The sequence below is a fragment of the Microvirga sp. P4_G7 genome, assembly GCF_056401005.1.
Map to the genome: position 1 here is coordinate 1 of NZ_JBFUKD010000042.1, position 11,914 is coordinate 11,914.

General features: G+C 62.6%; 12 protein-coding genes, 1 other RNA gene and 2 pseudogenes. 6 read left to right on the plus strand and 9 right to left on the minus strand.

Going from position 1 to position 11,914, the window contains the following annotated elements; all coding sequences use genetic code 11:
* Positions 1-1,161: pseudogene (locus AC1DT3_RS04210) on the plus strand (hypothetical protein); the annotation flags it as partial.
* Between the two features lie 126 nt (positions 1,162-1,287).
* On the opposite strand, the gene AC1DT3_RS04215 reads toward AC1DT3_RS04210, so the two are convergent.
* The 8 genes from AC1DT3_RS04215 to AC1DT3_RS04250 all read right to left on the minus strand — a co-directional run bounded on the left by AC1DT3_RS04215 (position 1,288) and on the right by AC1DT3_RS04250 (position 7,512).
* Complete coding sequence (locus AC1DT3_RS04215; RefSeq protein ID WP_477463994.1) at positions 1,288-2,811, minus strand: DegQ family serine endoprotease; 1,524 nt, start codon at positions 2,809-2,811, stop codon at positions 1,288-1,290.
* Between the two features lie 162 nt (positions 2,812-2,973).
* On the minus strand, positions 2,974-3,165 hold the full coding sequence (locus AC1DT3_RS04220) for a DUF2065 domain-containing protein (protein ID WP_477463995.1): 192 nt from the start codon (positions 3,163-3,165) through the stop codon (positions 2,974-2,976).
* A gap of 15 nt (positions 3,166-3,180) precedes the next feature.
* On the minus strand, positions 3,181-4,095 hold the full coding sequence (gene hflC, locus AC1DT3_RS04225) for a protease modulator HflC (RefSeq protein ID WP_477463996.1): 915 nt from the start codon (positions 4,093-4,095) through the stop codon (positions 3,181-3,183).
* On the minus strand, positions 4,092-5,249 hold the full coding sequence (gene hflK / locus AC1DT3_RS04230; RefSeq protein WP_477463997.1) for an FtsH protease activity modulator HflK: 1,158 nt from the start codon (positions 5,247-5,249) through the stop codon (positions 4,092-4,094). Before hflK ends, hflC begins: the two co-directional genes overlap by 4 nt.
* Positions 5,250-5,368: 119 nt before the next feature.
* Positions 5,369-5,896 (minus strand): dihydrofolate reductase, encoded by a 528-nt coding sequence (locus AC1DT3_RS04235; protein WP_477463998.1) that lies wholly within the window; start codon positions 5,894-5,896, stop codon positions 5,369-5,371.
* Complete coding sequence (locus AC1DT3_RS04240) at positions 5,893-6,372, minus strand: N-acetyltransferase family protein (RefSeq protein ID WP_477463999.1); 480 nt, start codon at positions 6,370-6,372, stop codon at positions 5,893-5,895. Before AC1DT3_RS04240 ends, AC1DT3_RS04235 begins: the two co-directional genes overlap by 4 nt.
* 38 nt (positions 6,373-6,410) lie before the next feature.
* On the minus strand, positions 6,411-6,710 hold the full coding sequence (locus tag AC1DT3_RS04245; RefSeq protein WP_477464000.1) for a DUF2293 domain-containing protein: 300 nt from the start codon (positions 6,708-6,710) through the stop codon (positions 6,411-6,413).
* Between the two features lie 7 nt (positions 6,711-6,717).
* Entirely contained in the window at positions 6,718-7,512 is a 795-nt protein-coding gene (locus tag AC1DT3_RS04250; RefSeq protein WP_477464001.1) for a thymidylate synthase, read from the minus strand.
* An 80-nt stretch (positions 7,513-7,592) separates the two neighbouring features.
* Between AC1DT3_RS04250 and ssrA the strand changes: the two genes are divergently transcribed.
* The 5 genes from ssrA (at position 7,593) to AC1DT3_RS04275 (ending at position 10,585) form a co-directional block, all read left to right on the plus strand.
* Positions 7,593-7,959: a transfer-messenger RNA gene (gene ssrA / locus AC1DT3_RS04255) on the plus strand.
* A 21-nt stretch (positions 7,960-7,980) separates the two neighbouring features.
* Positions 7,981-8,601: an SspB family protein gene (locus tag AC1DT3_RS04260; protein WP_477464002.1), complete on the plus strand. Its 621-nt coding sequence runs from the start codon at positions 7,981-7,983 to the stop codon at positions 8,599-8,601.
* Positions 8,602-8,739: 138 nt separating this feature from the next.
* A complete protein-coding gene (fumC, locus tag AC1DT3_RS04265) occupies positions 8,740-10,131 on the plus strand; it encodes a class II fumarate hydratase (RefSeq protein WP_477464003.1) in 1,392 nt (463 codons plus the stop codon).
* A gap of 14 nt (positions 10,132-10,145) precedes the next feature.
* Complete coding sequence (locus AC1DT3_RS04270) at positions 10,146-10,334, plus strand: DUF4169 family protein (RefSeq protein ID WP_169850302.1); 189 nt, start codon at positions 10,146-10,148, stop codon at positions 10,332-10,334.
* Complete coding sequence (locus AC1DT3_RS04275; RefSeq protein WP_477464004.1) at positions 10,331-10,585, plus strand: ribbon-helix-helix domain-containing protein; 255 nt, start codon at positions 10,331-10,333, stop codon at positions 10,583-10,585. Before AC1DT3_RS04270 ends, AC1DT3_RS04275 begins: the two co-directional genes overlap by 4 nt.
* Here AC1DT3_RS04275 and AC1DT3_RS04280 read toward each other — a convergent pair.
* Positions 10,545-11,914 (minus strand): annotated as a pseudogene (locus AC1DT3_RS04280) (hypothetical protein); the annotation flags it as partial. The gene AC1DT3_RS04275 and the pseudogene AC1DT3_RS04280 sit on opposite strands and share 41 nt — an antisense overlap.

The following is an 11,914-nucleotide window of genomic DNA, read 5'->3' on the forward strand; positions in this document are numbered from 1 at the left end:
CCGCGGGATCTCGTTCTGAACGACGGCGTCATCAGCGAGGACGCCCGACCGAACGCGTTCGCGGGCTTCCTTACAGCCATCGATCCGGAGGGAGACCCGGTTCGTTTCGAACTCCTCTCCGATGAGACGAGCCCCTTCGTTCTTCACGGCAACATGCTCCGCCTCAAAGACGGCGCAAGACTCGACTTCGAGACGCATCCAACCCATGACGTGACGGTGCGCGTCACGGATGTTCATGGCGCGTCGAGTGTCGAAACGTTCACCGTGCGCGTCCTCGATGCGCCCGAGACCGAAGATCCTCCACCACCGCCTCCTCCTCCACCCCCGTCGGACAACCGCGCTCCAACCGATCTTCTCCTCTCGGACGACAGCGTTGCCGAGAACAGCGAGAACGGCACGGTCGTCGGTATCCTGATCGGCGCGGATGCCGACGCGAACGACCCACTGGCCTACACGCTGCTCGGCCCGCATAGAGGTGCCTTCGCGATCGTCGACGATCAGCTGGTCGTGGCGAACAGCGCGCTCCTGGACTACGAAGCCGCCAGGACGCATGTGGTCACGGCGCTCGTGACGGATTCGCACGGCGCAAGCTTCGCGAAGTCGTTTGTCGTCACTGTCGACGACGTGAATGAGGAAACCGTTCCCGGCACGAACCAGAACGATACGATCATCGGTGGCGCCGGCGACGACGATTTGTCGGGCGGACGCGGAAACGACATTCTGACCGGAGGGTCTGGCCAGGACACGCTCGACGGCGGGGCCGGCAACGACCGGCTCTTCGGCGGCAAAGGCAACGACGTCATTCTCGGCGGTAGCGGGAAGGACACGCTGACCGGTGGCGCCGGCAAGGACAGTTTCGTCTTCTCCACCAAGCTGGGGAACGGCAATGTCGATCGGATTACCGACTTCTCGGTGCAGCACGACACGATGAGGCTCGACAAGGCAGTCTTCAAAGCAGCCGGACGAAAAGGCGGCCTTGCGGACGATGCGTTCTGGATCGGAACGTCCGCACATGATGCGAGCGATCGCATGATCTACAACGACCAGGACGGAAAACTGTACTACGACGCCGACGGTGCCGGCGTGAAAGACGCCGTTCTCGTCGCCATCCTGAACAGAGGTCTCAGCTCGATGTCCGCAAAGGATTTCGTGATCTTCTGATCGCTGTTCGGCAACGCGCGTTTCAAGAGCATTGCGAAGGTCGAGAGCAATCGGTACCCCGCACACGATGCGACATGAAAAAGGCGGCCCGCGGGCCGCCTTTTCTCATCGTCGATGGTCGATCGCCTATTCGAGCGACAACGCCACGAAGCGGACTTCGCCCTGGGCATTCGCCACGAGGAGAAGCGCGGATTTGCGTCCGTCGCTCTTCAAGGCTTCGATGCGTTTGGTGACGTCGGCGGGCGTCGTCACYGGCTCCTGACCCACTTCCACAATCACCTCGCCGGCCTGAATGCGCTTGTCCGATGCATTCGAGTTCGGATCGACGCGCGTGATCACGACGCCCTTCAGATCGTCTTTCAGATTGAAGCGACGGCGGGTTTCGTCGGTGATGGAGGAGAGGCTGAGACCGAGCGCTTGGCGCGTCGCCGTCGGCGTATCCGTCGAGGGTTGCTGCGCGTTCGCCTGTTGCTGCTTCTCACCGTCCTCGAGACGTCCGAGGGTGACGCGCTTCGTCTCTTCCTTGCCCTTGCGGACGATCACTACGTCGACTGTCTTGCCGACGGGGGTGGACGACACGACGCGCGGAAGATCACGCGAATCCTTCACCTCTTTGCCATCGAAGCGAACGATCACATCGCCCACGTCGAGACCACCGGGCTTTGCCGGACCGCTGTCGTCGACGCCAGCGATGAGCGCACCGCGCGGGCTGCCGAGATTGAGGGCCTCCGCCGTTGCATCGTCCACGCTCTGAATGCGCACACCGAGCCAGCCGCGACGCGTCTCGCCGAACTGGCGAAGCTGATCGATGACCGGAACGGCGGTCGAAGCCGGCACGGCAAAGCCGATACCGACAGAGCCGCCCGTGGGCGACAGGATGGCTGTGTTGATGCCGATGACCTCGCCGTTCATGTTGAACAGCGGACCGCCGGAATTGCCCTTGTTGATGGCAGCGTCGGTCTGGATATAGTTGTCGTAGGGTCCGGAATCGATGTTGCGGCCACGGGCCGAAACGATACCGGCGGTGACCGTGCCACCGAGGCCGAACGGATTGCCGATCGCCATCACCCAATCGCCCGGGCGCAACGTATCGGAATCGCCGAACTTGACGGCCTTGAGGGGCTTGTCCGTCTTGACCTTGAGGACGGCCAGATCGACCTTGGAATCCTTGCCGATGATCTCCGCCTTCATGCGGGTCCCATCAGGGAAAATCACGCTGATGTCGTTGGCATCGCCAATGACGTGGTTGTTCGTCACCACGATACCGGACGAATCGATGACGAACCCGGAACCCAGCGAGTTGGACCGGCGCGGGCGCGACGGGGCGGCGTTGTCACCCTGTCCTTGGCCCTGCCCCCGACGATTGAAGAACTCCTCGAAGAGATCTTCGAACGGGGTGCCCGGCGGCAGTTGCGGCAGCGTCCGGTTGCGGGTCTCGACGGTGGTGGAGGCCGAAATGTTCACCACGGCGCCCGTGACTTCCTCCGCCAGATCGGCGAAGGATTCCGGCGCCGAGCGCGCTTGTGCGGCAAACGGCATCGTCGTCGCGACCAGGGCGATCACGGCGAAGCAGGATGCGGCCAAACGGCCAGCCGATCGCTTCGCGGACGCGACCCGGGGAGGCGTCAAAGCAGTCATGACTTGGGTCATAGAACGTTCTTCTCCTGGACGGTGTAAGACATAATTTGTCGATGCCCCCTGTCATTCAAGCGCTGATTGAGGCGGAAGCGGGGCGCCCGGCGGGGCTCGCTCCAAAGTGAACGAAACGCGCCTCTCCTGGACGAAAATCGCTCGATCGGCGCAAGCGCGAACCTAACCAAACTGACGCACGGCCCAGATGATACCGAGGCCGAGGATCGCCGAGACGATCCCCACGATCCGCATGCGGTCGCTGGGGCTGTGGGCTGCCTCATACATGGCGCGGCGCATGCCATCGGGGAAGGCGGCAAATAAAATGCCCTCGACCGCGAGAGCGAGGCCGAGGGCTGCGATGAGGTCCAGCATTCTTGTCGAAAGAGCTTAGCGGACTGGGGCGGAGGGCGCTGGCGCGCCTTCGCCTACCCGCTGACCCGACGGATCGTTGAAGAATCTGAAGAAGTCTGAGGTCGGACTCAACACGAAGCGGGTATCTCCCGATTTGAGGCCGGCTTCATATGCCTGCATCGAACGATAGAAGGCGAAGAAGCCGGGATCCTTGCTAAAAGCGGCGGCCAGGATTCGATTTTTATCCGCATCGCCCGCGCCTCGCAATTCCTCCGAACGTCGATTGGCGTCCGCACGGATAACCGTCGCTTCGCGTTCCGCCTTGGCCCGGATGGTCTGGGCCCGCTGCTGACCGTTGGCCCGCAGGTCCGCCGCCTCGCGCTCACGCTCGGTGCGCATGCGCTGGTAGACGGCCTGGCTGTTGGCGGCCGGAAGATCCACACGCGTCAGGCGGACGTCGATCATCTCGATGCCGAGGCTCTGCGTCTGGCGGTTCACCTCGGCCTGGATGCGGTTCATCAGCCCACCGCGATCGGTGCGCACGATCGCATCGCGCGAGGCGCTGGCGAGGACGTTGCGCATCACCGCGTTGGTGAAGCTGGTCAGCCGCTGGTTGGCCAACGTGATGTTGTTGACCGCCTGATAGAACCGGAGGGGATCGGTGATGCGATAGCGCGTGAATGCATCGACCTCGAGGTTCTGCCGGTCGGCCGACAGCAGCGTCTGTACCGGAAGATCGAGATCGAGAACCCGCTTGTCGAAATAGGTCACGGCATCGATCAAGGGCACCTTGAAGTGGAGACCCGGGTCGCGGATATCCGCTTGCACCGCGCCGAAGCGCAGCACGAGGGCGTACTGGGTCTGCTGGACGATGAAGGCGGAGCTGTACAGCCCGATCAAGGCCACGGCGAGGACGATCAAGACGCCGGTGCGGAGCATGGGATTCCTCATCGCGTTGCTCCCGGTTGGCCCTGGGACGCGGCGGCGGGATTAGCCGGCGCGGGGGTGCGGCGCTGCATTTCGGTCAGCGGCAGGAAGGGAACGACGCCCTGGCCGTTCTGATCGACGATGACCTTCTGGGTCTCGCCGTAGATGCGCTCCATGGTTTCGAGGAAGATCCGCTCGCGGATGATTTCCGGAGCCTTGCGGTACTCCTCGTAGACCTGGCTGAAGCGGGCCGCCTGTCCGCTCGCGTCCGCGACGGATTGTTCGCGATAGCCCTCGGCCTGCTGAATGGTCCGGGACGCCTCTCCGCGCGCCTCCGGAACGACGCGGCTGGCAAAGGTTTCAGCCTCGTTCTGCACGCGAACGGCATCCTGCTGCGCCGCGTTGACGTCGAAGAACGCCTGCCGGACGTCAGCCGGCGGTTGGGCCGCCTGGAGCTGGACGACGTTGATCAGAACGCCCGCGCCATAGCTGTCGAGCGCATCCTGGGTGATCTGGCGGACTTCCTGGGCGACGTTGGCCTGCTCGGTCGTGAGCACCGCCTGGATGGTCCGACGACCCATGACTTCACGCATGGCGCTTTCCGCTACGGCCTTGATCGTGCCGCGCGGGTTTTGAAGATTGAACACGAAATCCTGCGGCTTCGCGGGATTGACCTGGTAGACGACGTCGAAATCGATATCGACGATGTTCTCGTCGCCGGTCAGCATSAGGCTYTCTTCGAGCACATCCCGGTTGCGGGTCTGGGCGTTCGGAGCCGAGCGATAGCCGACTTCGATCCGCTCCTGGCTCGTGACGTTCGGCTTCTGCACCTGGCCGATCGGGTACGGCCAATTGTATCGGAGGCCCTCGCCGCTGGTACCGGTGAACTTGCCGAACAGCATGTTGATGCCGACTTCGTTGGGCCGCACCGTATAGAAGCCCGTGAGCAGCCACACCGCGACGACTGCCAGCACGATCAGAGCGATTCCCTTGCCGCCGCCAAAAGCGCCGCCGGGAATGAAATCTCTCAGGCGATCCTGCCCGCGCCGGAGGATATCCTCCAGGTCTGGCGGCGTTCCGTTGTCCTGTGGGCCCGACCCCCAGGGGCTTTTACCGCCCCCTGATCCGCCACGTTGGCCCCATGGACCACCGCCGCCGCTCTGGTTACTCCAAGGCATAGGGTGCCTTTCCTCCTGGTGAGAAGCCCGGCTGAAGACGCCGGAGGGATGAAGGGCGGTTTTGTGTTGTGTTATCACCGCCTGTCAAGGCTGCGAGGTGGGGATTGCCGGAGCTTTCGTCAACCTTGGCCGTCGCCGAAACGCCGTTCGAGGTCGATAAAGGTGAACGAATGTTCGTCATCCGGGCCTTTCGGGTGGTCGGTTCGGGCGGTTTCCCGGAAAATCGCGCGTTCAAAAGCCGGGAACAGCGCGTCCCCCTTCGGCGATGTATGCACCTCGGTCAGGTAAATGGCACGCACATGGGGGAGAGCAAGGGCGTAGATCTCGCTTCCCCCAGCCACCGCGATGGCATCGGCCTGCATCTTTGCGCCGAGATCGGACGCCTTGTCGACGGCCTCGGGCCAGCTCCGCGCCACATGGACCCCCTCGGCCGTGAAGGCGGGATCCCGCGTCAGAACCACGGTCTCGCGGCCGGGGAGAGGTTTCCCGATCGACTGGAAGGTCTTGCGGCCCATGATCATGGGTTTGCCCAGGGTGTGCTCCCTGAACCGACGCATGTCGGTCTTCAAGCGCCACAACAGGCGGTTGTCATCCCCGATCACGCCGTTATCGGCGACGGCGACGACGATGGTCAAAGGCAACGTCATTGTTCAGCAAGCCTCTTCAAAGCGTCACCGGTGACCCGCTGAACCGTCCATTCGTCCATCGGCGCGGCGCCGATCGAACGATAGAATCGCAAGGCAGGCTCATTCCAATCGAGCACCCACCATTCGAGGCGCGTCAACCCTTCGGCCACGCAGCGCTGCGCTAGATGCTGAAGCAACGCTTTGCCRATCCCTTTGGCGCGAAAGTCCGAACGCACGAAAAGGTCCTCGAGATAGATGCCGTGGCGGCCACGAAACGTGGAGAAATTATAGAACCAGAGCGCGAACCCCGCCGGTATGCCATCCCATTCCGCGATTTCGGCGAAGGCCCGCGGACGGGGCGAGAAAAGCGCCTCGGCGATGCTGTCTTCCGTCGCGTCCACCTCATGCGCCAACCGCTCGTATTCGGCGAGCTCGCGAACGAGGGTGAAGACCAGCGCGGAATCGCGCGGTTCGGCGGGGCGAATGGACAATGTCATGAGCGTTGATTTGGCGGTGATTGCGGGTCCTGTCCAGCTCAATCGGCCTCACCCGCGACGCGGCGGGGCGAACCCCATTCTCCGAGCATGCGATTGATGTCGTCGAGCACGAAGAAGCGGGCGCTGTCGACGTCGTAGCCATCGTCGAGCAGGTTGTCGTATTCGGTGAAGACGTGCCGGATATAGGCGACGAGCGACAGCCACCCGGCCGTTTCCGGCGTCGCTCCGTGCAGCCCGCGGCTGCGGAGAGCATGGTCGGTCACGGATTCGAACTCGTGATCGGGAATGCGCGGGGCGAGGACGCGGATCGCGCCCTCGATCGCCTCGCGCCGGTTCATGGAGCGATCAGACTGCAATCGGCGCCTTGATTACGGGATGGGGCTCGTAGCCCTCGATGGCGATATCGTCGAAGGTGAAATCGAACAGCGATTTGACATTCGGATTGAGCCGCAATGTCGGGAGCGGCGTCGGCTCGCGCGTGAGCTGGAGTTCGGCCTGCTCGAGATGGTTGAGGTAGAGGTGCGTGTCGCCGAGAGTGTGCACGAAATCGCCGACGTCCAGCCCCGTCGCCTGCGCCATCATGTGGGTCAGGAGAGCATAGGACGCGATATTGAACGGTACGCCGAGGAAGACGTCGGCCGAGCGCTGGTAAAGCTGGCAGGATAACCGCCCCTCGGCGACGTAGAACTGGAACAGGCAATGGCACGGCGCGAGCGCCATCTTGTCGATCTCGGCGGGATTCCAGGCGGAGACCACGAGGCGGCGCGAATTCGGGTTGCGGCGGATCTCGTCGAGCACCCACTGAATCTGATCGACTGTGCCGCCGTCGGGCTTCTGCCAGGAACGCCATTGCTTGCCGTAGACGGGGCCGAGATCGCCGTTTTCGTCCGCCCACTCGTCCCAGATCGTCACCCGGTTTTCGGTGAGATAGCGGATGTTGGTGTCACCCTTCAGAAACCACAGCAATTCATGAATGATCGACCGCAAGTGGAGCTTTTTCGTCGTGACGAGGGGAAAACCGTCGCGCAAATCGAATCGCATCTGATGCCCGAAAACGGCGATCGTTCCGGTGCCCGTGCGGTCCTCTTTGCGAGCCCCTTCCTTGAGAATTCGGCGAAGCAGGTCGTGGTAGGCGTGCATGGTTGGCTCCTCGACACACCATATCGCAATCGTCGGGCGGCGTGAGAAGGGGTGCGTCATCCCCGGCCAACTTGTCCCCCGGTCTTTCAAAATCGATCCGCTTTTCCTATATTAGCTCTGCCGGCCGCAAGGTCGGCTATGGCGATAAACGGCTATCGAAATAAACCTTTCGGACCCGGGGGCGGTACCCGGCGCCTCCACCAAAATCCAAGACAATCCAAGCGTGGCTTGGGTTTCGGCGGGGGCGAAATAGGATCGACGAGGGCGTAAAGGGTAGACTTTTGCTCGGCATGGTTCCGCCGTTATCGGGCCTATTCAATAGTTGCCAACGACAACTATGCTCCGGTTGCAGTGGCTGCGTAAGCGGTCCCTAAAGCCGATCCAAAGCCCTAACGGTTAGCACCGTTAGGCGGGGTTCGGAGGCACCTGGCAACAGAAGCCTCCACTTCTTCTCACAAGGGCTCCCTCATGGCCGGTAAAGACCTGATACGATACGATCTTTTGGTGCAGGATGCGCTTAAAGGAGTCGTACGCAGGGTTCTCGTCGACGCCGCCAAAGACGGATTGCCCGGCGACCATCATTTCTACATTTCGTTCCGGACCGATTTCCCGGGTGCGCGGCTGTCGAATCGCCTGCGGGAAAAGTATCCGCAGGAAATGACGATCATTCTCCAGCATCAGTTCTGGGATCTGATCATCACCGAGCACACGTTCGAGGTCGGGCTGTCGTTCTCCGGCGTGCCTGAGCGGCTCTTGATTCCCTTCGACGCCCTGACCGGCTTCTTCGACCCCTCTGTCCAGTTCGGCCTCAAGTTCGATCAGGAAGGTGACGAAGACGAGGAAAGCGAGGACGAGGCGGATAACGCGCCGGTCCCGGCTCCGATTCGAGGAGCCGCGTCCGATCCCGTGGAACTGAAGCAGCCCAAGAAGACCCCGGCGGCATCCGCCAAGAAGGATGAGGCAAAGAAGGACGTTCCCGCGCCCGCCGAGGCGAACGATCCGGTCGAGGACAAGTCCGGCAAGACTGAGAAGACCGATGCGGCGAGCGCCGAGGTCGTCAGTCTGGACGCTTTTCGCAAGAAAAACTGACAAGCCTCCCCGGCGGGTCGCCGAAATGGGCGCGATCACGAGCGGTCGGCATAGCTTCCATGTCGCCGATGACGACCTCGCTTGTTGCGGGCGCGAAAGTTTGGGTTAAGAACACCAGTCCCATTCAAAGAGGTCAGGATGTCGCCCTCCACCCGCATCGAAACCGATACCTTCGGCCCCATCGAAGTTCCCACTGATCGACTCTGGGGAGCTCAGACGCAGCGCTCGATCCAGAATTTCCGCATCGGTGGTGAGCGTCTTCCGATCCCGCTTGTCCATGCCCTCGCCATCGTCAAACAGGCTGCGGCGCTGACCAACAAGGACCTCGGCGAACTCGACGGGAAGCTGGCCGACGCTATTTCGACAGCGGCATCCGACGTCGTCCAAGGAAAATTCGACGACGAATTTCCGCTCGTGATCTGGCAGACGGGCTCCGGCACCCAATCCAACATGAACATGAACGAGGTGCTTTCGAACCTCGCCAATGAGCGCATGGGCGGCGAACGCGGCTCAAAGAAGCCGATCCATCCGAACGACCACGTCAATCGGGGGCAATCCTCCAACGATTCCTTCCCGACCGCCATGCACATCGCGGTCGCCCGCGAGATCAACGATCGCCTCCTTCCGGCGTTGAAGCACCTTCTCAAGGCGCTGAGGGCAAAGGAAGAAGCGTTCAAGGACGTCGTCAAGATCGGCCGCACCCATCTCCAGGACGCCACGCCCGTGACGCTCGGCCAGGAATTTTCCGGCTATGCCGCTCAGATCGAACTCGGGATCGCCCGTGTCCAGGCGACGCTCCCCGGCGTCTACGCCCTGGCGCAGGGTGGTACGGCCGTCGGCACGGGTCTCAACGCCCATCCGAAGTTCGCCGAAGCGTTCGCGGCCAAGGTGAAGGAATTGACCGCTCTCCCCTTCACATCAGCGCCGAACAAGTTCGAAGCTCTCGCCTCGCACGATGCGCTCGTGTTCACCCAGGGAGCCCTCGCGAGCATCGCCGCAGGCCTGTTCAAGATCGCCAACGACATCCGCCTCATGGGCTCGGGCCCGCGCTCGGGCCTGGGCGAGATATCCCTCCCCGAGAACGAGCCCGGTTCGTCGATCATGCCGGGCAAGGTCAACCCGACCCAGGCAGAAGCCTTGACGATGCTGTGCGCTCAAGTCGCCGGCAATCAGACGACGGTGACTTTCGCCGCCAGCCAGGGGCATTTCGAGCTCAACGTCTTCAAGCCGGTGATCGTGAATGCGGTCTTGCAATCGATCCGCCTCATCGCAGAAGGCGTCGTGAGCTTCACCGACAATTGCGTCGTCGGCATCGAAGCGAATACGGACCGCATCAATGAATTGATGCAGCGCTCCCTGATGCTGGTGACGGCACTTGCACCGACGATCGGATACGACAAGGCGGCAGCTATCGCCAAATCGGCGCACAAGAACGGCACGACCTTGAAGGAAGAGGCCGTGAAATCGGGCGCGGTGACGGCGGAGCAATTCGACGCCATCGTCCGGCCCGAAGATATGCTCGCCCCATAAAGCGGAAAAACGCGATGGCTCAGATCGTCAATCTGCGCCAGGCGCGCAAACGCAAGGCGCGGGCCGACAAGGAAGCCCGCGCCGACGAAAACCGCGTCGCGTTCGGTCGCACCAAGGAAGAACGACAATTAAGCGATGCTAAGCGCGCGATCGAGGCGCGCAAACTCGACGGGCATCGACGCGACGACGACGGTTCGTCATGAGCACCGGCATCGTCAAGCGTTCGCTCTCGATCGCCGGCCACCGCACCAGCGTCTCGTTGGAAGAACCGTTTTGGGACGCGCTGCGAGAGATCGCTCAAAAACAATCCTGTTCGATCCAGGCGCTCGTTCAACGCATCGACAAGGAGCGCGACGAGCAGAATCTTTCGTCGGCCATCCGCGTCTTCGTCCTGCAGACTTTGCGCGATCAGCTCAGCCGCCAGAATTACCCCTCACCGACGGCGGAGGCTTGAGTTCCACCGGCGGTGTCATCATCGGCATCGTGAACGGTGAGACATTTTCGGCGGGAGGCTGAGCGTCCCCGGCCGGTTGTCTCTGTTGTTCCTTCTGAAGCCGCTCGGCTTCGATCCGCGCGCGATCGGCTTCCTCTTTCAGCTTCGCCTGTTTTGCGGCTTCTTCCGCCGCCTTGAGCCGCTGGCGCTCGGCCTCCTGCGCCTGCAATTGCCGTTGACGTTCCGCCGCCGCTTTCTCGAAGGCTTCGATCTTTTCGAGTTCGCGCCTTAGAACGATGGCAGCCACTCCGTTCCTGAATGGGCTGGCGTCGATCTCGCGCGTGGGAGCAGCCAGCGAGCCCTTCCAATTCAAACCGATCAAGGGTGGCGAACCGGTCCAGCCCGGCGGCGACGTCTTCGCTGTCAACGAGCCGCGGGCATCGAGCGCGAGCGTTTTCAGATCGTAGGATACGGATCCCTGCCAAGTGGCCCGGGGGGTATCGACCACAAAGGGCGACAACCGCAATTGTCCCCCGACGAGAGCGGCAGACGTCGTGACGATGGGAGCCGAAAGCGCCCCGCGACCGAGTTCCTCGCCGAGCAGCAGTTCGGAGCGTTGCTCAGCCAGGGGTTCGTTCTCGACCAACAGCCTTTTCAAAACGCGATCCAGCGCCGTCGGATCAGCGGCCGGGATGCGCAGGTTGGCAATGCGCCAATCGCCGGCGCCACCCAAATTCGCGACGAGGCCTGCAAGATTTTGCCCCGAGCTTCCGAACTTGAGGCCACCGGTGAGTTTCCCTTCGAACGGCGTCTTGCCCGCAAGGGCCTGCAACGGAACATCCCGCAGCGTCCCCTCCCCGACGACCGAAGCAAGCGCGCCTTGTCGGGAGATCGAGGTCGAACCTGTCAGACGACCACCATCGCCCAACCCCGCATCGAAACCGTCGATCGAAATGCCGTCGGGCGTCGCACTGAGGGAGAAGCTCGCCCGATTGGCGACGAGCCCGCGTCCCAGGTCGAGAGCGGCGACCTTGAAGGCGATCTTGCCGCCTGTGAGAAGACGCGAGCTTTGCCCGAAACTCACCGTCGACCAAATCGCCGTCGCATTCTGGTCGCCGGCTGCGTTGAGGCTGAGAGCCGTCACGAGCCACGGCAACGACAGCCGTTGGAGCGTCACCTCGCCCCCGACATCGGAGCGGGAGCGAGCCGACAGGCGGCCCAGTATTTTCTCTCCCGCGATGTCGCCGCTGATATCGAGCAATGTCGCATCGCGCTCGCGACCGAGCGTGAAACGCGCCTTCGCCGGCACGGGCGAGGAAACGCCGGCGCCGTCTCCGAGGAGACGAAGGA